The sequence below is a fragment of the Bdellovibrio sp. SKB1291214 genome, from assembly GCF_002209355.2.
In the GTDB taxonomy this organism is placed as follows: Bacteria; Bdellovibrionota; Bdellovibrionia; order Bdellovibrionales; family Bdellovibrionaceae; genus Bdellovibrio.
The window spans coordinates 3,074,800-3,100,072 of the sequence record NZ_CP106855.1; the positions used below are offsets into that span (position 1 = coordinate 3,074,800).

The 25,273-nt window shown below is 45.5% G+C and carries 29 protein-coding genes; 12 read left to right on the plus strand and 17 right to left on the minus strand.

Annotated elements, in window-relative coordinates; genetic code table 11:
- The first annotated feature begins 139 nt into the window (after positions 1-139).
- Both B9G69_RS15190 and B9G69_RS15195 read left to right on the plus strand, forming a co-directional pair.
- Positions 140-1,015, plus strand: coding sequence for a 16S rRNA (guanine(527)-N(7))-methyltransferase RsmG (locus tag B9G69_RS15190; RefSeq protein WP_088614394.1), 876 nt, complete (start codon positions 140-142; stop codon positions 1,013-1,015).
- On the plus strand, positions 1,012-1,770 hold the full coding sequence (locus B9G69_RS15195; RefSeq protein WP_088614393.1) for a TrmH family RNA methyltransferase: 759 nt from the start codon (positions 1,012-1,014) through the stop codon (positions 1,768-1,770). The genes B9G69_RS15190 and B9G69_RS15195 overlap by 4 nt, the downstream gene beginning before the upstream one ends.
- On the opposite strand, the gene B9G69_RS15200 is transcribed toward B9G69_RS15195, so the two are convergent.
- Positions 1,765-2,562 carry a metallophosphoesterase family protein gene (locus B9G69_RS15200; RefSeq protein WP_088614392.1) on the minus strand — a complete coding sequence of 266 codons (798 nt, stop codon included), beginning with the start codon at positions 2,560-2,562 and terminating at the stop codon, positions 1,765-1,767. The two genes, B9G69_RS15195 and B9G69_RS15200, sit on opposite strands and share 6 nt — an antisense overlap.
- 9 nt (positions 2,563-2,571) lie before the next feature.
- Between B9G69_RS15200 and B9G69_RS15205 the strand changes: the two genes are divergently transcribed.
- Together B9G69_RS15205 and B9G69_RS15210 are read left to right on the plus strand one after the other, a co-directional pair.
- Positions 2,572-3,441 carry a lipid kinase gene (locus tag B9G69_RS15205; RefSeq protein WP_088614391.1) on the plus strand — a complete coding sequence of 290 codons (870 nt, stop codon included), beginning with the start codon at positions 2,572-2,574 and terminating at the stop codon, positions 3,439-3,441.
- Between the two features lie 106 nt (positions 3,442-3,547).
- Positions 3,548-5,500: an acyltransferase family protein gene (locus B9G69_RS15210; protein WP_176400896.1), complete on the plus strand. Its 1,953-nt coding sequence runs from the start codon at positions 3,548-3,550 to the stop codon at positions 5,498-5,500.
- Here the strand turns inward: B9G69_RS15210 and B9G69_RS15215 are convergent.
- Entirely contained in the window at positions 5,497-5,868 is a 372-nt protein-coding gene (locus B9G69_RS15215; RefSeq protein ID WP_088614389.1) for a hypothetical protein, read from the minus strand. The genes B9G69_RS15210 and B9G69_RS15215 overlap by 4 nt on opposite strands.
- A gap of 143 nt (positions 5,869-6,011) precedes the next feature.
- Here B9G69_RS15215 and B9G69_RS15220 point away from each other — a divergent pair, with 143 nt between their 5' ends.
- Positions 6,012-6,134: a hypothetical protein gene (locus tag B9G69_RS15220; protein ID WP_254916747.1), complete on the plus strand. Its 123-nt coding sequence runs from the start codon at positions 6,012-6,014 to the stop codon at positions 6,132-6,134.
- A gap of 56 nt (positions 6,135-6,190) precedes the next feature.
- On the opposite strand, the gene B9G69_RS15225 is transcribed toward B9G69_RS15220, so the two are convergent.
- Together B9G69_RS15225 and B9G69_RS15230 are read right to left on the minus strand one after the other, a co-directional pair.
- Positions 6,191-6,778, minus strand: a complete 588-nt coding sequence (locus tag B9G69_RS15225; protein WP_088614388.1) for a hypothetical protein — start codon at positions 6,776-6,778, stop codon at positions 6,191-6,193.
- 26 nt (positions 6,779-6,804) lie between these two features.
- On the minus strand, positions 6,805-7,452 hold the full coding sequence (locus B9G69_RS15230; protein ID WP_088614387.1) for a hypothetical protein: 648 nt from the start codon (positions 7,450-7,452) through the stop codon (positions 6,805-6,807).
- A gap of 142 nt (positions 7,453-7,594) precedes the next feature.
- On the opposite strand from B9G69_RS15230, the gene B9G69_RS15235 reads away from it, so the two are divergent.
- The 4 genes from B9G69_RS15235 (at position 7,595) to B9G69_RS15250 (ending at position 11,085) form a co-directional block, all read left to right on the plus strand.
- Positions 7,595-8,287 carry a DNA alkylation repair protein gene (locus B9G69_RS15235; protein WP_088617064.1) on the plus strand — a complete coding sequence of 231 codons (693 nt, stop codon included), beginning with the start codon at positions 7,595-7,597 and terminating at the stop codon, positions 8,285-8,287.
- A gap of 48 nt (positions 8,288-8,335) precedes the next feature.
- Positions 8,336-8,941 carry an ABC transporter ATP-binding protein gene (locus B9G69_RS15240; protein ID WP_088614386.1) on the plus strand — a complete coding sequence of 202 codons (606 nt, stop codon included), beginning with the start codon at positions 8,336-8,338 and terminating at the stop codon, positions 8,939-8,941.
- A complete protein-coding gene (locus tag B9G69_RS15245) occupies positions 8,938-10,179 on the plus strand; it encodes an ABC transporter permease (protein WP_088614385.1) in 1,242 nt (413 codons plus the stop codon). Before B9G69_RS15240 ends, B9G69_RS15245 begins: the two co-directional genes overlap by 4 nt.
- Positions 10,180-10,323: 144 nt before the next feature.
- Positions 10,324-11,085 carry a transglycosylase SLT domain-containing protein gene (locus B9G69_RS15250; RefSeq protein WP_141096870.1) on the plus strand — a complete coding sequence of 254 codons (762 nt, stop codon included), beginning with the start codon at positions 10,324-10,326 and terminating at the stop codon, positions 11,083-11,085.
- Between the two features lie 58 nt (positions 11,086-11,143).
- On the opposite strand, the gene B9G69_RS15255 is transcribed toward B9G69_RS15250, so the two are convergent.
- The 9 genes from B9G69_RS15255 to B9G69_RS15295 form a co-directional block, all read right to left on the minus strand.
- The gene (locus tag B9G69_RS15255) at positions 11,144-12,031 is read right to left on the minus strand and encodes a mevalonate kinase (protein WP_088614384.1); all 888 of its coding nucleotides are present in this window, start codon (positions 12,029-12,031) and stop codon (positions 11,144-11,146) included.
- Positions 12,021-13,001: a diphosphomevalonate decarboxylase gene (mvaD, locus tag B9G69_RS15260; RefSeq protein WP_088614383.1), complete on the minus strand. Its 981-nt coding sequence runs from the start codon at positions 12,999-13,001 to the stop codon at positions 12,021-12,023. The genes B9G69_RS15255 and mvaD overlap by 11 nt, the downstream gene beginning before the upstream one ends.
- A gap of 12 nt (positions 13,002-13,013) precedes the next feature.
- Positions 13,014-13,940, minus strand: coding sequence for a hypothetical protein (locus B9G69_RS15265; protein ID WP_088614382.1), 927 nt, complete (start codon positions 13,938-13,940; stop codon positions 13,014-13,016).
- A gap of 12 nt (positions 13,941-13,952) precedes the next feature.
- Positions 13,953-15,263: a hydroxymethylglutaryl-CoA reductase, degradative gene (locus B9G69_RS15270; RefSeq protein WP_088614381.1), complete on the minus strand. Its 1,311-nt coding sequence runs from the start codon at positions 15,261-15,263 to the stop codon at positions 13,953-13,955.
- Complete coding sequence (gene fni, locus B9G69_RS15275; protein ID WP_088614380.1) at positions 15,260-16,303, minus strand: type 2 isopentenyl-diphosphate Delta-isomerase; 1,044 nt, start codon at positions 16,301-16,303, stop codon at positions 15,260-15,262. Before fni ends, B9G69_RS15270 begins: the two co-directional genes overlap by 4 nt.
- A 27-nt stretch (positions 16,304-16,330) precedes the next feature.
- Positions 16,331-16,678, minus strand: coding sequence for a 50S ribosomal protein L20 (rplT, locus tag B9G69_RS15280; RefSeq protein ID WP_088614379.1), 348 nt, complete (start codon positions 16,676-16,678; stop codon positions 16,331-16,333).
- A 106-nt stretch (positions 16,679-16,784) separates the two neighbouring features.
- Positions 16,785-16,976 carry a 50S ribosomal protein L35 gene (rpmI, locus tag B9G69_RS15285; protein WP_088614378.1) on the minus strand — a complete coding sequence of 64 codons (192 nt, stop codon included), beginning with the start codon at positions 16,974-16,976 and terminating at the stop codon, positions 16,785-16,787.
- Between the two features lie 189 nt (positions 16,977-17,165).
- Positions 17,166-18,455 carry a DUF3443 family protein gene (locus B9G69_RS15290; RefSeq protein WP_088614377.1) on the minus strand — a complete coding sequence of 430 codons (1,290 nt, stop codon included), beginning with the start codon at positions 18,453-18,455 and terminating at the stop codon, positions 17,166-17,168.
- Positions 18,448-18,921 carry a DUF2844 domain-containing protein gene (locus B9G69_RS15295; protein ID WP_088614376.1) on the minus strand — a complete coding sequence of 158 codons (474 nt, stop codon included), beginning with the start codon at positions 18,919-18,921 and terminating at the stop codon, positions 18,448-18,450. Before B9G69_RS15295 ends, B9G69_RS15290 begins: the two co-directional genes overlap by 8 nt.
- Positions 18,922-19,089: 168 nt before the next feature.
- Between B9G69_RS15295 and B9G69_RS15300 the strand changes: the two genes are divergently transcribed.
- Positions 19,090-20,118 carry an alpha/beta hydrolase gene (locus tag B9G69_RS15300; protein WP_088614375.1) on the plus strand — a complete coding sequence of 343 codons (1,029 nt, stop codon included), beginning with the start codon at positions 19,090-19,092 and terminating at the stop codon, positions 20,116-20,118.
- 4 nt (positions 20,119-20,122) lie between these two features.
- On the opposite strand, the gene B9G69_RS15305 is transcribed toward B9G69_RS15300, so the two are convergent.
- Complete coding sequence (locus B9G69_RS15305) at positions 20,123-21,049, minus strand: glycerophosphodiester phosphodiesterase family protein (RefSeq protein WP_088614374.1); 927 nt, start codon at positions 21,047-21,049, stop codon at positions 20,123-20,125.
- 54 nt (positions 21,050-21,103) lie between these two features.
- Positions 21,104-21,430 carry a DMT family transporter gene (locus tag B9G69_RS15310; RefSeq protein WP_088614373.1) on the minus strand — a complete coding sequence of 109 codons (327 nt, stop codon included), beginning with the start codon at positions 21,428-21,430 and terminating at the stop codon, positions 21,104-21,106.
- 198 nt (positions 21,431-21,628) lie between these two features.
- Between B9G69_RS15310 and B9G69_RS15315 the strand changes: the two genes are divergently transcribed.
- Both B9G69_RS15315 and B9G69_RS15320 read left to right on the plus strand, forming a co-directional pair.
- Entirely contained in the window at positions 21,629-22,588 is a 960-nt protein-coding gene (locus B9G69_RS15315; protein ID WP_088614372.1) for a 2-hydroxyacid dehydrogenase, read from the plus strand.
- 77 nt (positions 22,589-22,665) lie between these two features.
- A complete protein-coding gene (locus B9G69_RS15320; protein ID WP_176400895.1) occupies positions 22,666-23,943 on the plus strand; it encodes a flavin monoamine oxidase family protein in 1,278 nt (425 codons plus the stop codon).
- A 36-nt stretch (positions 23,944-23,979) separates the two neighbouring features.
- Here B9G69_RS15320 and B9G69_RS15325 read toward each other — a convergent pair whose 3' ends face one another.
- Positions 23,980-24,561 (minus strand): hypothetical protein, encoded by a 582-nt coding sequence (locus B9G69_RS15325; protein ID WP_088614370.1) that lies wholly within the window; start codon positions 24,559-24,561, stop codon positions 23,980-23,982.
- A 61-nt stretch (positions 24,562-24,622) separates the two neighbouring features.
- Positions 24,623-25,216, minus strand: coding sequence for a translation initiation factor IF-3 (gene infC, locus B9G69_RS15330; protein WP_254916746.1), 594 nt, complete (start codon positions 25,214-25,216; stop codon positions 24,623-24,625).
- Between the last annotated feature and the right edge of the window lie 57 nt (positions 25,217-25,273).

A 25,273-nucleotide genomic window follows, 5' to 3' on the forward strand; every position in this document is an offset into this window, starting at 1 on the left:
CGGCGCTGTCCAAAAAGCTGACGATTGGCCCCGCTGCCAGGGGCTTTTTACAGGGGGATTTTAGGTTCCTCCATGATTTGCGGACTAAATTAGCTAAACCCTTCTATCTTCAAGGAAAAACAGCTATAAAGACCCACTCATGGCACATAAGAACAAAACAAATTACAGTCCCTATAAAGCCCGTCAAGAAGCCCGCGCCCAAGCGATCGGTGCGAAGTTTGCCGCTGCTGCCCCTGCTGAGCAAAAGGGACGACATAAAAAGCCTGAATCGATTTTCGAGTTGAATGAAGCCAACGATCGCTTGGCAGATATTTTCCGCAACCATGATTTTGATTTAGTAAATCACCAACAACGTATGCAGCTGGCGCACTTTTATCGCCTGCTGATGTTGAATCAAGAAAAAGAAAACTTCACGCGTCTTTTAAAATTGAAAGACATCGCCATTAAGCACTTTATTGATTCGATCATTATCATGAAACACACGAAGCTGATGTTTCCTTTATTGGACGTCGGCACGGGACCAGGCTTCCCGGGTATTCCGCTTAAAATCATGTACCCGCAGGAACAAATTCTTTTGGGCGAAGGCGTGCAACGTCGGGTGGAGTTTTTAAAACACGTGCGCTCGGAAATGAAATTGCAAAACTTGGATATTCTAGGTCGCAATATCAATAAACACTGTGTGTACCCAATCAATGGTGCAATCACTCGTGCCGTTGAAGACATTGGCAATACCTTAGGAAACGTGATGAGCGGCCTTAACATTGGTGGCCGTGTGTATTTCATGAAAGGCCCTGGTGTAGATCCTGAAATCAAAATGGCTCAGGAAAAATGGTCTGAATTCTATAAGCTGGTTGAAGACACGGCCTATTCCTTGCCTCACACTCCCCATGACCGCCGCATGGTGGTTTATGAAAAAATCAAACACGCTCCCTTGCCCGAGGAAGACGAAGGCGAAGAGTTGCTATTTGATGAACTATCGAATGAAGAAAAAAGACGCTGGGCGGTTTACAAATGATCGAGATCTCCTCTAAAACCAATGATCACTTCCGTCGCTGGATCGAACTTGCTTCCTCGCGGGGGATCAAAAAGCACGGTGAATTCATTTTGATGGGCGAAAAGCTTATTCAAGAGTTCTTGGAAAATCCCAACTACAAAATCAAGGGCGAGATTGTTCACGAGGATTTGAAATCCCTGACCTTGACTCACCCCGTATCAAAGAACCAACGCATTCCTATCTATAAACTTCCTAAAGCGATGTTTAACGAAGTGGACGTTGTGGGTACTCACTACAACCTTTTAGTGCTAGAACCGAAACCGATTGAAACGTTGGACTCCACTGCCAAAGCAGTGGGTTTAGAAGTGATTGCTCCGCTAGGAGATCCCTCCAATCTGGGGGCTTTGGTTCGCTCTGCCTTGGCTTTTAAAGTCAGCAAAATAATTCTGACAGAGGAAAGCTCATCCCCTTATCATCCCAAGGCCATCAAAGCTTCTGCCGGCGCCTTGCTCAAGTTACCATTGCTGAAAACGGGAAAGTTTTTAGATTTTATTCAGACCAACAATGATGTCTATGCCTTGGATATGAAGGGCGAAAATGTCGCAAAGTTTAACTGGCCAAAAAATCTTCGTCTTGTGATCGGCGAAGAAGGCCCTGGTTTTAGCGGCATCAAAGGTCTAAACCGTCTTTCCGTTCCGACGGATGGAGTTGAATCTTTGAATGCCACTGTGGCAGCGTCTATTGCGTTATTTAGTTACGCACAAAAGCACTCATAATCTGGCTTCGCCATCAGAATAAAACTGAATGACTTTGGCAGCTTGGTCTTCACGGGCGATAAATCCATTATCGCCCAAAAAATAAGTTTCAACTTTGACTTTATTTTCAGAAACTTCCAACACGTGAAAATTATTAACTTCACCACGCAGGCGATTCGACGTCGCACTGCCCGCTGAAATATGCAAGACTTCCTGAGGGGTTCCTGGATTCACAAGCTCTATCCAATTCAAATGCGAGTGACCACTTAAGATCACGTGAGGTCGCAGATCTAACATTCTTTGGATTAAAGCTTTCGGACGAATCTGTGACATTAATTCTGGAACGAAAATGGGATGGTGACAGGCAATAATTCGCAAAGCCTTGGGATTTGCCTGCTTAAAAAAGCTCTCGGCTCGCAAAATATCTTTCTCTAAGATTCTTCCCTCAACGGTGCGTATGGCGCTGGCGGTTCGAAACCCAATCGCTGCAATTTCTGAATCTTGAAAGCTGTCTTTAGTAACTTTTCTTATAAATTTGTTATAATTCGCTAAGGGCTGTACAAGCCTGGCCACAAAATTATACAAAGGGATATCGTGATTACCAGGAATGGTAAGGACTGGTACGGGCATTTTTTTTACAAATTCCTGTGCTTCTTTATACTGACCTCGTCGAGCACGTTGTGTCCAGTCACCCGTCATGATGATGAGGTCAAGTTTCAAGGAGTCATTTTGAAGAAACTGTTCCAGGGATTTAATCGCAGGCGGATTGATCCTGCCAAAGTGTAGATCTGAAATGTGTAAAACTCTCTTCATTCTATTGTTATGAAAAATATCTTAGTATTCGTCAACCCTCGTGCGCGCCAGGGTAATCAGCTAGAGTCCGACATTAAGAATTGGTTGAAAGACCAAGGTTTTACTGTGTTAAATGCCAACTTCGATCCCAACAAAGATAAGTTGTTGGATACCATCGAAAAGTATCATCGTGAAAAGCCCATCGTCTTAATTGGTGGTGGCGATGGTTCCGTGAATGAAGCTTTACCGGCTTTGGTAAAACACCAACTACCACTCCTAGTAATTCCACTGGGAACTGCCAACAATCTGGCTCGCTCTCTGGAAATTCCGACTGACTTCAAAAAATCGTTGGAGCTTCTAAATCAAGGTAGCATTAAACGAATTGACGTGGGTCTTGCAAATGGCGTTCATTTTGTAAATGTCATCGGAATTGGATTAAGCACTCAGGTGAATCGTTTGGTCCGCTCTGAACTCAAGCGCTGGCTCGGTGTGTTTGCCTTTGTCCTAACTGCTTTAAAAGTCGTATGGCGAATGAACCCGATTCGAGTCCGTATTGAATGTGACGGCAAAAGCCACGTCGCCTACAGCTGGCAAATTTCAGTATGCAATGGTCGAAACTATGGCAATGGTTTGGTTATTCACGAAGACGCGACCCTCGTCGATCAAACCCTTCATGCCCTTAGCACTGAAGTCGAAAAATGGTGGCAGGGATTTATGCTGATTCCCTCTCTTTTGACCGGCAGATTCCGCAAACACCATCCTGTGACTGTTTTAAGTGGAAAGTCGATTTCTATTCACACTCCACGCCCCATGCAAGTCGACGTCGACGGTGACATTAAAGCTAAAACGCCCTTAAAATTAGAGGTCTTACCTGAGGCGTTATCAATCTTTGCACCCTAATCAAATTCTTTCACAAGAGCCGGTAATTTAACGCAATTTGTTGCCTTTACCGGCCTCGCCGCTGTATATCGGATCTCACCAAACTTAGAGATCACAGGGTAAAATCGTGCTTAAAACCGGATATAGAAAAGACATAGATGGATTGCGGGCCATCGCTGTTTTAAGCGTCGTGATTTTTCATATTTATCACAGTCTGTTGCCAGGGGGATTCTTAGGGGTCGACGTCTTTTTTGTGATCTCAGGTTTTCTGATCACTTCCACAATCTATAAAGAAATCGATCGTGGCGAGTTTTCCTTTGCAACATTTTACGTAAGACGAATCAAAAGAATTTTGCCCGCATTCTATGTACTTTGTGCGGCCGTTATTATTGCGGGCTACCTGTTTTTCATCCCTGGTGATTTTGTCGCTCTGTTAGAGTCCGTGAAAGCGTGCTTCTTATTCGTAGCGAACTTTTTCTTTGCGTCTCGTTATGACTATTTCGCTTCGAATATTAACGAGATTCCACTGCTGCATGCTTGGTCCCTGGCCGTCGAGGAACAGTTTTATTTTATCTGGCCAGTTGTTTTGATTTTACTAAAACCCATCAAAATTAAATCCAAAGCATCCACATGCTTTATGATCTTATTGCTGTTGGCATCTTTTATTTTCGCTGAGTTCTGTGTTCGCATGGAAATCTGGGAAAAGGCCGCTTACTATTTGCTGCCAACGCGCGCCGGGGAACTTTTAGTCGGTGCTCTGCTCGCCATCTATTGGGAGCAGATCGTTGAAAAAGTGGACGCCTATGCGGGCCAACTTGCAACCCTCGGAATCGTGGTTTTATTCGCCTGCTTTTTCTTGATTGACGAATTGATGCCATTCCCTGGCTTCAACGCTTTGTGGCCTTGTTTGGCAACGGCTTGTATTTTGATCGGCGCTCGTAAGTCTGATACGTGGGTTTATAAGTGGCTCACATCTGCTCCGATGGTTTACGTAGGTTTGATTTCTTATTCTTTGTATTTATGGCACTGGCCGGTTCTAGCGGTGGGTCGATATCTGTTCTTTTCGGAGCCCATCAGCATTTTGCAAGCTGCGTTCTCGATCGCGATGATGTGGCTCTTAGCGCATCTTTCTTGGAAATACATAGAAACTCCCACTCGACACGTGAAATGGAATTTTGCCAAAGTCTCCACAGCATTTTGGATTATTCCTACAGCCTTGGCGCTGTCAATTTGGTTTGTTGTGACAGAGACGGAGGGCCTGCCTCACCGTTATGGGGAACGCGCCTCTTTCATCGAGCAGGATACCACTTTCCTAAGCCCTGGGTACTGCCATGAAAATGCAGAGGGCGACTGCTTAATTGGAAGTGGCGATGATCCAGCAAAAGTTCTTTTGTGGGGCGACTCGAATGCGGGTCACTATATGCCTTTCTGGGATAAGCTCGCTGAAAAACTGGGGATCGTGATTTTCGCTCAAAGTGCCGACCTATGCACACCTGTTCTGGACGTGAATGGGTTTAAACCCTCCGAGGAAAAACATTTTAGTCCTCACTGCGAAGGGCTTATCAAAGATATCACGGAAACAGTTGGCGACTATCAAGTCGTAATCATGGCGGGAGCTTGGAGTGAACGCTTAAAGGGACTAAAAGCGGATCGTGACCTATTTTTAAAACAGTTCGAAGCGACTTTAAAATTTCTGAGTGAGAATAATAAAAAGGTCATCGTCATGGAGCAGATCCCAATTTACTCCCATCAAGCCTATTACCAATTTATGCGCATGAACTATGACTTTGGCGAATCCAGTAGTTTAGTTGGAACATTTAAAAACAAATTCCTCGAATCAAAAGCAGCGAAAATTCAAAAATACAATGCTGTGATCGAAAAGATCTCTAAGAACTATAAACACGTGCATTTCTATCGTCCGATTTCACAATCGAAGAAACTGAAAGATCAGATGCCATTTTATCAAGGGCATCTGATGTATAAGGATGGAACTCATTTAAACGAATTCGGCAGCAAACACTTGGGCGAGATCTCTTTTGAGACTTTGCCCAAGGAGATCAAGGCGTCTTTTAAGTTTTAACCACGCCCTGGGTTGCTTCCGTGGCGACCGCCGCCAGAGCCCGGGTTCCCGCAAGTTTTATCACCGTGAGGCCCCCATTTACATTCTTGCAAAATGTTACAAGCGTATCCACAGTGATAGAAACCTTTTCTCCAACCGCCCCAGCAGTATTTTCTAGAGTATGTATAGTGCGCAGGACACTTCTTACCTGTAGGACGGCAAGATGTAGGAGGATCCTCTTGATCTGCAATATCGGGCGTACACTTCACCGCTAAAGGCTTAATAACTACGGAACCGTCTGCAGCAAAATGCATCGTTCCTTCGAAAGCCTGTGCTGAAGATCCTAAAAATGCGAAAATAAGAATTAATGTCGACAAGAATTTCATCATGACCCCTCTTTACTTTTTAAAGTGAACAGAGCATAAAATGAATCCCACCCACCTTGTCACGGATGAACCATGTAATGCTGCGAGGAAAGTGTTCACCCACTGAATACAGGGAAACAGAACAAGGAACGACAAAGGAGTGAAAAATGACGAATGAACAACCCCATGAAAATCAGGATGCACAAGGGCGTAAGACTCTGATCGTCCTCGGAGTCACGTTTATCATTCCGATTATCATCACACTGATCGCCGTCACCGTAATGATGTAAAAAAAAAGCCTGTCCATCACTGAACAGGCTTTTTTTTAACTCAAGATCTTTTGATCCTAGTTTTGAGTCGGCTGACGTGGCACTGAGCACACGATACCGCATTTGTACAAAGGCTTTTTCCAGCCACCAAAGCAGTACTTAGCCATGCGTTTGTAAGGAGCATAACAAGTGTTGCCGTCAGCTGGAGCACAAGTTTGACCTTCGTAAGCTTGGCTTGGATCTAGGTCTTCACAAGTTTTTTTAGCAGCTTGAATTTTGATATCGCCATTAGCAGTCAATTGCATAACACCGGAGATGTTTGAGTTTGCTACGTAATGGTGACCTCTGTGACCACAAGTCCAGTCACCGCGTGGGTTCCAACCGCATTGCTCTTTAGGTTTACAAGATATCCCACATTTATAGAAGCCCTTCTTCAATCCACCCCAGCAAAGCTTCGCGAATTGGTCGTATCCAGCACCGCAAGTTTTACCAGTTGGTTGGCAGTAGTTACCGTTTGGTACCGGAGTCACTGGGCATGTAGGTCTGCCTTTAAGTGCGTGAACTTCCGCGCCACCATCAAGTGTTGGTACGAATGCACCTTCGAATGCCATCGCCGTAGAACCTGCGAAGCTCAATGCCAAAAGCATCATCATCATTTTTTTCATCTTTATTCTCCCGTAAACAATGGCTCCTACATTAGGAGCCTTTCCTTTAAAACAAATTTGTTAATTCCGCCGCCGTTGCCGTCATCGTTAGCATTGCGTGGTTTCTCACAAACATATCCGCAACGGTAAAGGCCTTTTTTGAAGCCACCCCAGCAGTATTTGTGCATACGTTTGTAACCTGCCGCACAGTTTGCACCATCAGCTGGACGGCACACTGTCCATTGCTCGTTGTCACCTGCAGAAAAACCTTGGTCTTCACAGATGTTTTTAGCAGCAAGAACTTGAACATCACCTGTCGCCGTAAGTTTCAATGCACCTGAAATGGAGGAGAATGATTTTGTGCCATTGCCATCTTCAAAACGACGATCACAACGGTAGTCGCCTGTGTGATTCCAAGCGCATTGTTCAATTGGCTTACAAGTTACGCCGCATTTATAGAAACCCTTTTTCAATCCACCCCAGCAAAGCTTCGCAAATTGATCATAGCCAACACCACAAGAAGAACCTTTCGGTGTGCAGTAGTTCCCGTTTCGAACTGGTTTATCTGGGCAGGCACCCTTTAGTGCGTGGATCTTTGCTCCACCATCAAGTGTTGGAACGAACGCGCCTTCGAACGCCACTGCTGTCGCGCCAAAGAAGCTCAAAGACAAAAGCATCATCATAAACTTTTTCATCCGGATCCCCTGTGTTTTGTTTGACTTCAAATATGTTAATTGAATAGGTGCGCATCCTAATGAACACAACGGGAGATCGCAAGCGTTGTCGACTATCAAAATGCTATCGACGCACCTAATAATCGGATATCCTCATCAAACCATGACAATTCAAGCTGAGATTAAAAAACTGCAAAGCAAAAGTCGCTCTACCACCCTGCAAAAGTTCTTTAAAACGGGCCCCGGGGAATACGCAGAAGGCGATATCTTTTTAGGCCTCACCGTAGGCCAAAGCCGTGGGATCGCAAAGAAATTCAAGGATTTGACGTTAAAAGTTCTGGCGCCTTTAATGACTTCAAAAATTCACGAAGAGAGACTGATAGCCTTGGTTATCTTATGTGAGCGGTTTCCCAAGGCTCCAGAAACCGAAAAATCCAAGATCTTTAACTTTCTGATTAAATATCGCAAAGGAATCAACAACTGGGATCTGGTGGACACCGTAGCACCCGCAGTATTTGGACCGTATCTGTTTCAGCGGGATCGCCAGATCCTTTTCAAGTACGCCAAATCTGAAAAGTTATGGGAGAAGAGAATCGCCATCATGTCGACGTTTTATTTTCTGCGCCAACATGACTTCACCGACACTTTGAAGATCGCCACGCTCCTTATGCATGACGAGCATGATCTGATTCATAAAGCCGTGGGATGGATGTTGCGAGAAGTGGGCAAACGCGACATCAACATTGAAAAGAAATTTTTAAACAAATATGCGACACAGATGCCGCGCACGATGCTTCGTTATGCTATCGAGAAATTTCCCGAGACAGAACGCAAAGCTTACCTTGCTAAGAAATAGACAGCTTTTGGGGTTTGCAATTCAAAATCGAGCTGTTAGCATTCTTTCATGGAGCTTTGTCTAAAAAATATCACCACGCCGTTTTTCAAAATCAAAGACCTGCAGATTTCCTCCGGCGAACGCGTGTTGATTAAAGGACAAAGTGGAACTGGTAAAACTACATTGCTCCATCTTTTAGCGGGACTCTACCCCCCTCATTCTGGAGAGGTTCTTTGGGCCGGCACTCCTATTTCCGGTTGCAACGAAAATGAAATCAGTCACCGTCGCAAAAATGCAATGGCTTTGGTGTTTCAGAATCTCAACCTACTACCCTATCTGACGGCTCTGGAAAATTTGCAACTTGTCGGCTTGGATTCCCGTCTGTCTCAAGAAATGCTGAAGCTTGTAGGACTAGAAAATAAAGCACTGTTACGTACACAAAGCTTAAGCCTGGGAGAACAACAACGAATCGCAGTGGCCCGAGTTTTAGGACAAAAGCCCTCTGTCATCTTGGCCGATGAACCCACTTCAAGTCTTGATGATCACAACTCAGAACAGATCATGAAACTTTTGATGGATCAACAAAGCAGCCCTTCCATCATTATGGTGAGCCACGACCACCGCGTAGAAAAATACTTTACCCGTGTTTTAGATATGAAGGAGATTACTCAATGAGTCTGCTTCATCTTTCTTATATCTATTTAAAACGTCATCTGTTCACAACCGTGAGTACGATTTTTTCTTTAAGTATCGCCATTGCGGCAGTGACAGTGCTGTTAAAATTAGAAGTCCTGTCACACTCTCGCTTTGACACCCTAGCAGACCAGGGTAACGCCATCGTCGGCGCCAAATCGGGCGGAATCGATATTTTATTAGGCGCATTGAACTTTGAAGGAGACGTTCCTAACTATATACCGCAAAATCTGTACGAAACATTGCGTGCTCGCAAAGACATCTCCTTTGAGGATCAATCCCAATTTAAAGACTCTTTCAAAGTTAATCACATCACGCCTTTGTTGTTTTTTGGTATGCACCCAGGAGGGATCTTAGTCGGCACTGATGAATCCCTGCTGACTTTATATCCTGAGGCAACAGCTCCCCGCCTGCAATCCGGAACCTTTCCCCAAAATCCCGGGGAAGTTTTAGTCGGAGCTGATTACGCCCAAAAGGGAAATGTACAACTGGGACAATCCATTTTTACTCATGCAGAGATATATGGATCTAAGATTGCAAGTTCACCTTTTTCGTTAAAAGTAGTTGGAATTTTAAAACCCACAGGAAAATCCTGGGACAAAGGCCTTTACACGAATCTGCAGACGGCTCAGTCCGCAGTAGCCGCAACACCAGGCTATAACAGTATCTGGGGCCCGAAAGTTTTAAGTTACTTTTTGATGGATATCCAAGATGGTGGTCAAGAATCGCTGGCCTCTTTAATCAACCAAAGAACGGTCGCACAAATTGCTTTTACAGCGAAAGAAAAAACCAAACTGGCAAACATAACGGGCTCCAATCAGACATTGCAGCTTTTAGTCGTGGGAATATTGCTTTTAGTTTCTACTTTGACAGTTTTGGCTGTTTTCTTTACGCGCATCGAAGGCCGCACCGTGGAACTTGCCATCCTTCGCGCCCTTGGTCGCAGCCGGCAGGAACTGACCGGACTTTTAATTCTAGAAGGACTCATTATGGGCGTGATATCTGTCGCCCTCGCTGCAGTTTTGGAGCTTATTTTAAATCCTGTTATTCTTTCCACAGCCGGAAGCACTCTGCCAGAAATTAACGCCAGCAATTGGCCATGGTGGATGATTTTGTTAACGGGTGGTTTATCTTTGATGGCAGTGATGTTTGCAAGCCTTCCCCCCGTTTGGAAATTGTATCGCCAAGACGTGCATACGACGCTTAGAAACATTCACTAGGCTAATCACCGCAAGTCCGCGCCCAGAGCGGATTCGCCAGACTATCGTACAAATCTTTGACTCAACTGCGACACATTGCCCTTCACATTTTAATCAGTTTCAGCAACTGTAAAGGTTTTCTGGGCCACGACCGATGTGCTTGTCATGGCAAGACTCAATCTAAAAAACACACTTTTTATTTTGATCTCGGGATTTCTGGTAGCTGCTTGCGGTAACAATGGTTCGCTCAGCTCCAGTCAACTTTCCAGCACAACCGGTGATAACGCGTCATCTGGTATTCAGACCCCTGATCCGACACCAACCCCTTCTCCATCACCGTCACCTACGGCGAGTCCTTCTCCATCACCGACTCCTGAGGCAGCACTGGCAGTGGCTCCTATTTGGGAAGCTGCAAAAGCTGACGGTAAGTTATGGACGGCCCACGTGATGACTCAGCTTGAAGTTTTAGGCGATGACCTTTTGGACGTCATCCCTGCTGACGGCGCGACATTCTGCCCTAAATACAACAGTCTGACTCGCGACCAACGCAAGAATTTCTGGGTGTACTTGATGTCACAAATGGCAAAGTATGAATCAAGCTTCAATACGAACTTGAATTATACGGAGGACTTTGATGACAGCTCAGGAAATTCGGTGATCAGCGCTGGACTTTTACAGCTGTCGGTCGAGAGTGGAAATGCTTACGGTTGTGGTCTGAAATCCACTTCGGACCTCCACGACCCTTACAAGAATCTGAGCTGCGGCATTCGCATCTTAAATCGCTGGATGGGCCGAGATGCACGCATTGCAGGCCAAGTCAGCGGCAGCTGGAAAGGTGGAGCACGTTATTGGGCAGTCCTTCGCTCGACAAACTCCCCTTACGCGAAAATCGTCGCGGCAACAAAAGCTATCTCGATCTGCAAATAAACTTTTAACAGGACTAAAAACGAAAAAAGCCTCTCGGAAAATGAGAGGCTTTTTTACCCTAACAAGGGATGAGCTCTTTGAGAGCCTCTTCAGAAGGTTCTTTATCCCACAGAGAGATCACGTAACCCCCACCACCGGAGCCCGTCGGTTTCACTGCAATCGCGCCCTGACTACGAAGCCAAGCAATATGATTCGCTGGAGCCCCGTCATTTAAGCCCCATTTATCAAAACAATCAGCTCCCATTTCAATAGCCTCGACCAAGAACTTACGTCCTTGCTCTTCATCCATCGCCAATGCTTGCTGAGCTGTTTCGACGGCTTTTGCCATGTTCATATCAATTTGCTGTCCCACTGGCGGCTGCTTAGCCAAAAGATCTTTCACCTTGTTCACTGCATCCACAGTTACGCCACGCTTGCCAGAATAAGAAATATACCAACGAGGTTTCCATTTGGGAGTGATCTGTTTGCGCTCACCATTGCGCACGAATCGCAAACCCTCCCCCGATAAGGCCACGGCGATATCAATCCCGCTGCTCTCACCGTGGAAAAGATCTTCTAGATTTCTGGCGAAATCAAAGTATTCAGATTCTTGAACAAAGCCTAAGTGCCCTAACCAACGAGTCAGCGCTACGCAAAGTGCCGCAGAAGCACCCATTCCGGCTCCCACAGGCAGCGAGGAATCCAGATGCAAAGTCCCCGTCAAATTCTGGCGTGAAATGCCTTTTAACTGAAAGGCTCTTTCTAAGACTCCCCAGATCAACAGCTGAAGTTCTTGTCCATGATCACCATGCAGATCCAGTGACAAAGGATGATCGCCCGGAGTGTATTTTAATTCCAAAGTTCTGGAAGGAATAGGAAACACTAATGACGGATATCCACGAATCACCGAGTGTTCGCCGACCAAGATCCATTTTCCGTAAGCTGTGCATTGAAAGCTAGTGGACATCGGGTTTTACGCCTTCAAACGCCAAGATTTTAAATTTCTCACCAAAAAACTCACGATATTCTTTAAAGCGCTTCAATTGATCGTGACGGAATAACATATGAACATTGGCGCCGGCGTCCATTGTCACCAAAGGACCATCTTGCCAACGATTCCAAAGTTTTTGGCATTCTTCCAAAACTTGTTTGGAAGCCTCCGTCATATAGCTAAATGCTGGTGTGCTTGTTTCAAACAGACGGTGCATGTCAATGAACTCGTCCCAAACAATTTGACGAGCCATATGCCAATCCGTCGATTGCAGTGCCTGACTTAAATCGGCCAGACGAAGTTCCGCTCGCTCAACTCGCCCGGTGAAACGAGGACTTGTTGTCACAAGTTTATGGGCTTCTGACGAAGAGACTTCTTTTTTAGAGGCTTCCACAACAACACAGATGTGGTGCATATTTGTCAAAGGCAAGTTCATTGGTTGAGCATACTCTTGCTGCCACAAAGCCCACGGTGTGAACAATGAACGGCAGGAAGATCCTGAACCTTGACGAGATAGTTCTGACAACGTTTTCTTGTCGGTGCCCCAAGGTTGCGGATTCAATTTTTGAAACATTTCTGCTGCCGCTAAAGTCAAAGCTGCAAAGCTTGAAGCGGAACTAGCAAGGCCGCAGTCAGAGGGAAAGTTATTCGCTGATTCCACCAGGAAGTTTTTTGTGACTCCCCATTTGTCTTTCAAATTTGCTAAGTGTTTTAAGAATCGCTGTTGGCCTTTTTCAGACAAATCAATTTTCTCAAGATCTTCACGTACAAGTGGTTTCCAAAGATCCGCACCACCATCAATTTCTGTCAAACGCACAAACGTGCGTAAGTTTTCAAGGGTGTAGGACAAAGAAGCATTCGTGGGCTTATTGCCAGAACCTTCGATCTTTCCCATGTACTTGATCAACGCAATATTCGATGGAGCTGAAACCAACACTTGATTCATAAACCTAATTTCCTAAACGGCCTCGACCTGCAAACCTGTTGCGATCGTTTTATTAGAAGCCACTAATTTCACATTTACCGTCTGACAGTATTTTTCAAGTTCTGCAGAATGATTTTTCGCAGTCACCACGAACAACACGTCAGCACCCAAAGCACCGCAACCTTTAGCCGCTTTCACGAATGAAAGTCCTCTCAGGCCTTCCAAAAGTTTCAGCGTCGGTTCGCAGGTAAAGTTTAAATCTTTCAACGCTTTGGCATAATCTTGAACACCCGCGATCAACTCGTCAGGATTCGCCGATGCAAAAGACTCTTGCACTCGATACGCAGCTTTCTCTAAACCCAAGGAATCAAAATCCTTCAAGGTTTTCAAATGCTCATGAGTCGCAACTTTATTGCCCGTGTGAATCAAATAAAAATCCAATTCCTCAAACGGCCAATTCGTCACCGACACGATCCCTTTACGCTTTTCAAAGAAAGTCATACTTCCCTTAAACTGCGCAATCAGATCCGCCCCGCTTGGCGGAGTTCCTTCACCGTTCCAAGCATATTGCTGGTATTCGGCAAGAAGATGCCTGAAATCAAACTGAGCTTCCATTCCAATTGAGTGAGCTTCGCGGTACATCCATAAGGCATAAGCCCCTAAAAACTGAGCTGTTGATGCACCAAAGCCACCCATTCCTTTGTAAGGATCAGAAAAACTAAGATCGATATTTTTAAAGTAATCAGAATGAGCTGAGATGAACTTCCCTGCTGGTGAATCCGGATGAATCCCACCCCAGCGGGCTTGCCCTCCGGCATCCCCAGAGTAACTTCCGTTTCCAGGTTTTGACGTCATTTCAAAGCAAGGCTTCGACAGGACTGACAAAGTCGGTCCCCCATGCAGGGCCAAGTATTCGCCCACCAAAAAAGTCTTACCAGGAATCGTGCACGTCAACGCCAAAGCGGACCTCCTCTAGTGAGGATGCTGAGTCGGGCTTGAAGCCTGACCGGCACGAAGTTCTTTAAGAACCTCAATCGCGTTGCTTAAAGAGATGCGTTTACGGATCGTCAAAATCTCTTCAAGTTTCTTTTGCACAGCTGGGATCTCGCGCTCTTCAGCGCCAGCACCCAATGCCAGATTTTTAGTATGAAGCTTCATGTGACCTTCGATGATACCCACTGTTGTAAGTGCCTTCAAAGCGCCCAAGTTCTGCACCAGGCCCACAGCTGCAATCACGCGCGAAAGCTCATTCGCAGACTGAGTCCCCAACATCTTCATGCACATCATCGCTGTTGGATGAAGAGTCGTTACCCCACCCACAGTGCCCACAACCAGTGGAGCTTCGAACACACCTGTCAGGCCACCGTTTTCACGGAACCATTTCGTGATTGAACGATACTGACCATCACGGCAAGCGTAAGCATGAATACCCGCTTCAACCGCACGCCAGTCGTTACCCGTGGCAACCAACACGGGGTCAATACCATTCAGCACGCCCTTGTTGTTCGTCGCTGCACGGTAGGGATCCATTTGTGCAAACAAAGAAGCTTCTTCAATTTTTTCTGCCAATGCAGGATCAATGTCTTTGATATGAACCACAGCGCGAGTGATTTTAGTGTCCACCAAGTTAGACAGGATACACATCGTCACTTTTTCGCCTGTGAATTGCTCAATCGGCTCTTTCAAGTATTCGCACACTTGATTCATGATGTTCGCGCCCATGGCATCGCACGGGTCCATCAAAACGTGAACCACAGCCATGTCAGTGCCATCACCACGAGTTACGCGGCGAACTTGAATATCACGAACACCACCACCACGACGAACAAGCCCGAAAGCCACTTCGCGGTTAGATATTTCGATCATGTAGTTTTTTTGAGCGAGCAATTGTTTTTCGAAAATCGCAAAGTCTTTAACTTTCGCGATTTGAATTTGACCGATGATCTCTGCACCCACAACTTCCGTTGTGATAGAACCAGATTCACGGATCCACTTCGCGGATTTACAAACAGCTGCAACGATAGATGTCTCTTCGACAGCCATTGGAATCACAAAGTCTTTGCCATCGATACGGAAGTTTGTTGCAACTCCCAATGGCATTTGGAAATAACCAATCACGTTTTCGATGAATTTTTCACCAAGAGTCGTATCACGAAGACCGCCCTTAGAAATATAATCAACGTCTGCTTGTTGCAAAGCACCTACTTCAACCAAAGAATCTAAACGTTCTTGGCGAGTTAGTTTTGAGAAGCCTTTAAAGATTTCTTGCAGTTGCTTTTTCATCGAATCACCTTCTTCGTTGCCAGCTCAGCGATTGTTTTGCTGCCTGTACAAAATAGCGCGATCTTAAGTTCAGTTTCCAAACGGTTCAGCAAATTCTCCAGGGCCATGTCACCGGTCAAAGCCGCTTCCAGAAACGGTTTGGCGATTCCAACTTTCTTGGCACCCAACGCGCACAGTTTAGCGACATCGAGGCCCGAGCGCACGCCGCCCGATGCCCAAACTTCATAACTAACACGGGCCTGCTCAGCATTAAGTAAAGACTCTACTGTGCTGATGCCCCAGTTGGCGTATGTTTGCGCGACTTGGTAAAGCATTTCACTCTCTTCAGAGCGGTAACCTTCCACGCGTCCCCAGTGTGTTCCACCCTTCCCCGCGACATCCACGGCAAAGATGCCCGTGTCGTTTAAGCGCTTCAGAGTACTCACAGAAAAGCCACATCCAACTTCCTTCACTATGACTGGAACCTGGGCGAATTTCACGAGGTTTTCAATAGCTTGCAAAGAGTTCTTGAAGTCGGAAGTTCCTTCGGGTTGAAGGACTTCTTGCAGAGGATTTACGTGGACAAAAAGGGCCACGGCCTCCGTTGCCTCGATCAAACGGCGGATGCCATCCAAGGGAGTCTTGATCAATTGGGCAATTCCAATATTTCCAAGCAATCGGGCCTTGGGCGCTTGTTTGCGCACTTGGGACCATTCCTCAGCTGCATTGGAATCACTCAATTCTCGACGTTGTGAACCGACACCCATTAAAATCTGACGACGATCGCTCAGACGAGCCAACGCCATATTGATTTCGCGACCATGTTCATGGCCAGCAGTCATGGATGAAATAAAAATGGGAGATGAAAGACCGATGTTGGTCTTTAAAAAAGAAAAAGAGGTCGAAATATCGACCTCTTTAAAATTCAAATCAGGCAGAGCCTCATGAATTAATTCGATCGAATCCAATCCCGTTTGCCCTTCAGTCTGAGACCTTGGGTCCAGCGCGATTCTAATATGATCGCGCTTTCTATTTTCAAACTGAGTATTGGATTCGCTCATTGCCGGTGCTCCTTAGAGGAGATCAGCTTACGCCAAAGCGTGTTTGCAAAGTGCTGCGAAACCTGCTGCGTCAGTGATAGCCAAGTTAGCCAAAACTTTACGGTCAACTTGGATGCCAGCTTTAATCAAGCCACCGATCAAGCGAGAGTACGTAGTACCGTTCGCGCGAGCAGCTGCATTGATACGTTGGTTCCACAAAGTGCGGAAGTTACGTTTGTTAACTTTACGGTCGCGGTAAGCGAAAGCCATACCACGGTCATTTTTTTCTACCGCGTGGATGTATGCGCGAGAACCAGCGCTGTAGTAACCTTTTGCTCTTTTAAGAACTTTTTTGTGACGAGCACGATTTGTTTTACCAGATTTTACACGAGCCATTTTGAACCTCTATGTTTTATTCCCTCCGACTTCGTCGGAGAAGTATCTCTACTGCCAATTTGTTACGGCTTAAGAGAGAAAAATTTAAATTAAACTAAAAACGAAATTAGAATACTAGGCAGCGACGTGCTTGAAGCATGTTCGCGTCTTCTACGTAAGATGTTTTACCAAGTTGTCTTTTTGTTTTTGAGCTCATGTGAGAGTTCAAGTGACGCATGCGAGTGCTTTTTTTCTTAACTTTGCCGCTCGCTGTAACTTTCATGCGTTTTTTAGCGCCTGAGTGAGTACGCATTTTCATAGGTATTCCCTTGTCTCCGATAAGGCGTTCCTCCCGATGGGGAAGACTCTTAGTAGTGCCCTAGTCAGTCATAAATACGGACTCATGGTTTTAGGTCGAATACTGACGAAAAGCAAGCATTTTAAGGGCCCTTCAAAATGAAAAAAGGACGCCCGAGCGTCCTTTCAAATCCTATTTAAAATCAATAACTTAGAACGCCCAATGGGGTCCCGAGACGGTTTGGCCGTTGATCGTAGCCGAAGTTCCTTTGATGCCCACATAAACCGAGCGCCCCAAGAAGAAAGGCAATCCCCAGTCAAAGGGGACGTCCGCGTCTGAAGGGCTACCGGTTTCACCCATGTCCGCCGTATTGAAAGCGATATTGCTATAAACCATGCTATATGGGGTCGCCGAAGCCAAAGTAATCATGTTACCGACTTTAAATGACACCGCTTGAGTTACGGAGCCTGACTTCATCGTCGCAGTTATTGTTGTTTCCGTAGCCGGGCAGAAAAAATCTGTACTTCCGGAACAAAGCGCTGGGTTGCCGCCAACACGTGGGAAACCATTAAAGTTTGTTCCACTGTCGATGAATGCGTACTCATAGTCTCTGTTATTAAAGCGAGTTACAAACGTAGCATCGTTTTCGACGGGGAATACTGTAACTCCTGTCGGAGAATTGTATGCGTCAGTGCCGATTCCTAAAATCATATAACCATAAGCTGCCCCCGCACCTGTCGAACTGACCGATGGAAGTTTCAGCACCAAACCGTTGTCATAACCCGTTGGCATTTTTGCTACGGGATTTGCGATCTGGTCTGCAGCAGCAACAGTCGTCATACTGCAACTAACAGCTGTACATTTCCAATATTTACGGGTCGCCGTTAAAGTACAGCCGTTGGCACCGGCATAGCCGACACTGCAGTCCTCAACAAATGAACCTACACCAATGATACCATTGAAACCTGCCTCAGACGGATCCTTATCAGGACTAGAGCTGCATCCGCTTGCGTTTGAATATTTTGAATCCAAAGTCACAATAGAAATACCAGATGGATTATTCGTAGCCGTGCTCAGATTACCAAGTTTAACATCGGCCTTTACAACTTGCCCCCAGTGACCAGATCCATCCAGATATCCAGTGCAGCTAGCAAGTCCATATCCATTACCCATATCAACTTGGGTCAATGGCACTGAAATGAGGGATTTAAAAATTTTCAAACCATAGCTACCGGTATCAACCAGAATATTGTCGATGGTCTGACAGTTCGACGTCCCGGGGGTACAAATCGTCACGCTAATGCAAGGTTCGTTTGCATAACCATCGACTCCGCAGGCTCCGACTGACATGGGAATGACGTTATCACCCGATAAAGCTGTCGGGTAATAAACAGAAGCAGCGAGAGTTTTAGAACCCACAGTGCTGCCGTTACAGCCCACTTGATTCACACCAACAATTAAAATACCTAAAAGAATTAAAATCGATTTGATGCTATTCATTGAAGTTTATTTCCTTTAGATCAAAACCTAGCGGCAGGCTTGCCGGAATGTAGGCACGGCCCCTTTGATCCGTTTGACGACTTGAGCCTTCAACGACAATATTGTCCGTGGAAATTTTCAAAGTTCTGCGACCGAATTGACGGCCACGTGCTTTCACAGCAGATTTATATTCAGGCAGATAAATGCCTAGTAACGTATCTAGCGGCGGAAGGTCCACTCCCTTCCAGGAAATACCAAAAACTCTGCCCTGCGAGTTCACAAACTGGCGAATGGCCACGCCATCGATGGTGCTCTCAGAAACAGAATAGGTAGAGCCTGATGCTGTGACTGAAGTTGCTTGACGGGAGTTGGAAGTTGAGTTTGCAGAAGATGAGGTGACCAATTGATCGCCTAAGGCTGCGTGGGTGGAGATCACAAACAATGTTGAACAGGCCGCTAGGAACGGGCCCCAAATCTGAAGTTTCATATAGGCTCCAAGTCTTTATATTTTCGGCCTTTTTAGACCTTTTCGTAAGACCCTTGATGAAGATTTAACACTTAAGTCCCACATGGTTACGTTCCATTCTGTGAATGAGATTTTGGAGCTCTGCATTTGCTCGGGACGCGCCCATGAAGTCTTGCTAACATTCTCAATATGAAACATTTCGAAACACTGACTAACTATCGCGCCTATGAGATTCAAAACTTCCGCATCGAGACATTGCAGATCAACAGTCAATGCTTGAAAGACAATCCTCTTAAAGATTCATCGGTTCGCTTCAACCCCCTGTTGCTTCCAAAAACAGAAGGTCCTTGGCCCGTGGTTATGGTGTTGGGTGGATTCAGTGGGAATGCTCCTTTTTATTTCAATCCAAAATTCAATGAGCAAAATACAATTCAAGTCATCGATAAACTTTTTGAAAGTGGCGAAGCTCCTGAAGCCTTGTATGTGTTCGTGGATGCCTTAAGCACCTGGGGTGGATCGCAGTTTTTAAATTCTGCAGCGATTGGAAACTATCAAGACTATATCATGACCGAGATCGTCACCGCTTTGTCGCACTACCCGATTTCAAAAAATCCCAAAGACTGGTGTGTGATGGGAGGCTCCAGCGGCGGATACGGAGCCTTACAGTTAGCAACTCAGTTTCCAGAAACCTTTGGTTTGTGTGCGGCTATCGCTCCGGATTCATTTTTCGATGCCAGTATCATCAATGATCTTTACCAGGCACTTCCTGTCTGGGAAAAATACGGGCAATCAGGTTTGAGAGTTTTAGAAGAACTTCGTAGCGGAAAGCTTACCAAGTTTCGTAACTGGCATTCACTGCTCAACGCATTTGGAATGTCTGCGTGCTACTCTCCAAAAGGATCAGCGGGTGATTTTCATTTTCCTTTGGATCCTCGCACCGGAAATAAAATCGTTGAGATCTGGCAGCAGTGGCTGGAAAAAGATCCTGTCCATTTTTTACCAAAACGCTTGAACTCCCTTCGAAAACTTGAAGGGATTTATTTAGACGTCGGAACGAAAGACAATTTCCATCTGCAGTATGGGGCTCGTCAAATTTCGCACCTGCTTAAGGAAAATAATGTGTCCCATGATTATGTCGAATTCGATGGAAACCACTTCGACATCGGGGATCGTCGTCCTGAAGTTTGGAAGTGGCTAACGACTTACTGGCGTAAATAGAGTTTTAAGGATTGCAGAGCTCTTCGCGTATTTTAAAGAAAAGCTCTGGATAGTCCGTGATAATTCCATCAGCCCCTGATTCGATGACCTTTCGAATCTCACTTTCCTGATTTGGCGTCCAGACGATGGCTTTGATTCCTTTTTTATGAAGATTCAAAATCAGTTCTGGCGTCACTTGCCAGAAACCGGGCGTGACAGTGGTGGCTCCCGTATCTTTTGCTGCTTTTTCAGCAGCTCTCGCGTCTCCGATTAAGGGGACAACTTGAATGTCGGGGGCTTTTTCTTTGAACTTTTTTAGGAACTCTTGGTTAAAGCTTTGAACGAAAAAGCGATCATTCGACCAGCCACCTTCACGAATCACTTTAATGATCATTTCGATATATTCCGCTTGAGGTGGATAGAACTGTTGTTGATCTAAAAAGTACTTAACTTCGATATTAAGACCCACAGGCTTTCCGGATTTAGCTTTACGGTCTTTAAAAACAGCAAAAACTTCTTTCAGCTCCGGAATGGGCTCTAGCTTAGATTCGTCAAATTTCTTAATGCCGCAACGAACTTCTTTTTCTTGTTCATAAGTCATGTCGAAAAGAGCCGCCTTTAACAAAGACTTCCCCTTCACTCCACAACGTTCCACATTCACATTCGGAATGGCGTCATGAGCAACCACGATGTGATTATCGCTGGTTACTTGCAAATCCAACTCTGCCCAATCCACCCCGACATCATAGGCAGCTTTAAAGGAGGCAATGGTGTTATCCGGATATCCATTCATTCCACGATGACCGTGAACGACCATCTGTGAAGCCGTAATACAGGGCGTGATATTGAGTCCCGCACTGGCCAAACTACGGGACACTTGGGGTGTCGCCTGAGCCATAGGTGTCAGTGGCAGCAAAGCCAACGAGAAAATCAGAATGGAATTTAACTGCATACCTTAAGGATGACCTGGCCTTCAGCCAAATTCCATAGAATTTCCGAAAAAAACCTATTCTACGAACTTAAGGCCAATGATGCCGACAATGATCATCCCTAAAAACGCCAGCTTTAAAAGCGAAAGAGGTTCTTTGAAGATCAAAGTACCCATCACCACCGCGCCAACGGCGCCAATACCAGTCCAGACGGTGTAAGACACCCCTACCGGTAGCACCCGCATCGCAAGTGACAAAAGATAGAAACTAATACCCATCGTCACCAATGTGAAAATGGACGGCACTAATTTCGTAAAACCTTCAGAATACTTAAGGCCCGATGCCCAAATAAACTCCAAGACACCTGCAATAACCAAAACGATCCAAGCTGTTGTCGTTGTCACAACTTTTCCCTTCGAAGTTTCTTAAACTTCACTCTTCAATTTTTTCTGCAAGTCGTTTGTAAAGGAGGGAGACTTTCATATCCCGAGCAAGCACCAAAGATTTTAATGCTTAGATAAATCAACCATCGCATAATTTGTCATTTGAGAAAAGCCTAAAATTTCTTGCGACTCAAAACACAAAGGAACAGACTGTCGAATATGAAACACTCCATCCTTCTGCCGTATCTGGCTCCGCAAAACGTAGTAATTCTAGCCAATCAAAAATTCGAAGCCGTTGTTGCTGATCGCGAATTAACGACTGATGAAATCATCCAGCTCAGTCACGACAATAAATCTCAAGGCATCGTGGTTGTTCCAAAACAAAAAATTACGAAGGATGTGATTGCGCAACTTCCCGATTCTGTGAAAATCATCGCGACCAGCAGTGTGGGTTTTGATCATCTGGATATCCATGCTGCGAAAGAGCGTGGAATTTACCTTACCAATACGCCTGATGTTTTAACAGAATGCACAGCAGATATTGCCATGCTGTTATTGCTCAACGCCTGTCGCAGAGGCCGCGAGTATTTGGAAATCATGGAATCCGGTTGGAGAAAAACCTATAGCCAATCTGAGATGCTGGGAATAAAAGTCAGTGGAAAAACACTGGGTATTTACGGCATGGGCCGCATTGGACAAGCCGTTGCCGATCGCGCCCGCGGCTTTGGGATGAAGATTGTGTATTGTAATCGAAAAAGACTGCCGCCCGACCTGGAAAAAGGAGCAACTTACTATTCTGATTTTCACCAGATGCTTCCTTTTTGCGAAATCCTATCACTCAATGCTCCCGGCACGGCAGAAACCAAACACATCATCAACGATGAGACTTTCGCTTTGATGCCAAATCGCTCGGTATTAATCAACGTGGCTCGCGGCAGCCTGGTCGACGAAGAGGCCTTAATACGTGCGCTGCAATCTGGAAAATTATTTGCAGCAGGCTTAGATGTTTTCGACAAGGAGCCTGATTACAATTTAAAGCTTAAAGACTTTCATAATGTTTTCCTGACTCCTCACATGGGCAGCGCGACTCAGGAAACCCGCGATGCTATGGGTTACCGGGCACTGGAAAATATTGGTCAAGTTTTAAAAGGACAAAAGCCCCAAGATAGCCTGTGGTAGTGTCTTTTCACATTCCTGCCACTTCCCTCTCCATGGAAAGAGGCAAGCGCGGCACTCTGTTTTTTGGGGGGCTCCAAGTGAAAAAAGTCATTATCATTGGCGCTGGTGTTGCGGGTTTAAATTGTGCAAAAATACTAACAAAGGCAGGTGTTCACTGCACTTTGATTGAAGCCCGGAATCGGATCGGAGGGCGCGCCTTCAGTGTTCCTGGAACATTTCCTGCCATCGAGTTGGGTCCAGAGTTTATTCATGGAGCAGAAAAGCCGATGATGAACTTTATTTCCGAACGACAAATTCCTTTTACAGATCTTTGTGACAATCATCTTTATTTTCAACGGGGCAAATTGCACGAGTCCCGGGATTTTTGGGAAAAAATCGAAAGAATTAGCAGCCGACTTAAAAGTGACAGACCCAAAGACCGATCTTTGAATGATTTTTTAAAAACGCATCAGCGCAGTATTCCAAAACAAGATATTGGAATTTATAAATCTTTTATCGAAGGATTCGATGCGGCTGACCTAAAGCTCGCCGGAGAAAAAGGTTTGGCAGAGGCCGAAGGTTCCGAGGAACCAGAAATTAATGGCCAAAGTCAGTTCCGCCCAGGCAAGGGGTATTCCCATTTTGTCGATGAACTTTTTAAATCATCTGTATTAAAAAAATCAGACATTCGCTTGCAGCACGAGGTGACCTCTATTGAATGGGAACAAAAGTTGGTCCGCATCTTTTGCAAAGGAAAAAGAATCCCATACACTGCCGATTTCGTCGTAGTCACTCTGCCCATCGGAGTTTTGAAATCAAAGAATTACTTCCACCCAGAAATTCCAAAAATATCGCAGGCCCTGGAGTCCATTCATATGGGAAATGTTTTACGCATCTCCTTTGAATTTACTCATCGATTTTGGGAAAACCTTTCCAAGCGCCCTGTCTCTTTTTTACATGCGGGACCAGACATGTACTTCCCTACCTGGTGGACGCAAGCTCCCCATCGTTCTAACTTTTTAACTGCCTGGCAAGGCGGCCCCAAAGCGCTTGAACTTTCATCGATGACGACCCAGGAAAAAAATCAAGCCGCCTTTAAAACTTTAAGCATCCTGACTGGAAGATCTCTGGCGTTTATCAAAAAGAACTATGTAAGACATCATTTTCACGATTGGAACAAAGACCCTTATACAAGGGGCGCTTACTCCTATATGGGGATTCAACATGATCATGAAAACGAGGATCTTCGCAAAGTTCACCAAGGAAAAATCATCCTTGCCGGAGAAGGCACCACCACCGGAGCCAACATGGGAACCATCCAGGGCGCCCTGATGTCAGGTCAGCGCGCCGCCTCTCAAATTTTACGTGCGAGATAAAATCCCACAGCCGCACTAAAACGAAAAAAGGAGCCTTTAGGGCTGCTTTTCAATATCGATCACGATGCCTCGGTCTTTCCATTTTCTGTAAAGAGCCGGTATCGAAATCATCAAAACCATGATGACTACCGCGGCCCAAGTTCCATCTCCTAAGATATTATTCAAGAATAACGTCGACGCCATCACCACCCAGAAAAAAAGCATATCGCCTGCAATGGCGATTGCCCAACCCGTTAAAAAACTGTGACCTTGGGAAAGAGCAGCGGCCCTTCCCGTCATTGGATCCACACCGAATGCGATCATGATTAAAACGACAGGCCCCGGCTTGGTCCCATATCGAGCAATTGTTTTGGCCGTGATCTCGCGCGAAATTTTCAAGGTGTTCGCCAGAATAGGAATATGCCTTGCAAGCCATAAAACGACCATCATCATCGGCTCAAATACAAACGCCAGCAAAACATCTGAACAGAAATATAAGGCACTCATCGCCAGCCAACCCATTCCGCGACTGTTAGCCAAAATCACACCTGCGGGAATTCCTCCACCGACGGGAACAGTAAATAAAACAAAGACGTCCCAAAAATTTTTAAATGAATGAACTGAATGAACTGGAGCCATTTAACCTTCACTCCTTGCAAACAAAAAAGGCAGCCTTATGGCTGCCTTTTGAAACGAAGATCTAGTCCTCGTCATCTCCGTGCTCTTCGTTTTTAAGTTCGTCGAGCTCTTTCGTGTCTTGTTTAGACTTGTTCGGATGTGCTTTTTGGTATTCTTTGATTTTCAAAGGATCTGGAGCAAGCATCAAGAACATTTGCTTACCTTCCATTTTAGGTTGAGATTCAACCAATGCAAGGTCGTCAACGAAAGCGATCGCTTTCTTCATAACGTCCAAACCCACCTCTTGATGGGCCAATTCACGACCCATAAAGCGCAATGAAACTTTCACTTTATCGCCATCCAAAAGGAAGCGACGAGCGTGATTCATCTTAGTTTCGAAGTCATGTTGATCTGTACGAGGGCGCAATTGCACCTCTTTGATCGTCACAACAGTTTGCTTTTTACGAGCAGCTGTTGCTTGTTTCTTTTTCTCGTACTTCCACTTGCCGTAATCCATGATTTTACAAGTAGGAGGAGTTGCTGTTGGAGCAATCTCCAGAAGATCCAATCCACGATCTTCAGCAATGCGAATCGCCTCAGGTACAGTCATAACACCCAACATGTTACCTTCGTCGTCGATAACACGAATTTGTTGGGCGCGAATTTCGCGATTCACTCTCAAAGAGTCTTTAGAGTCTTTCTTGTTGCGATCAAAGCGACCGCCACCGCCTCC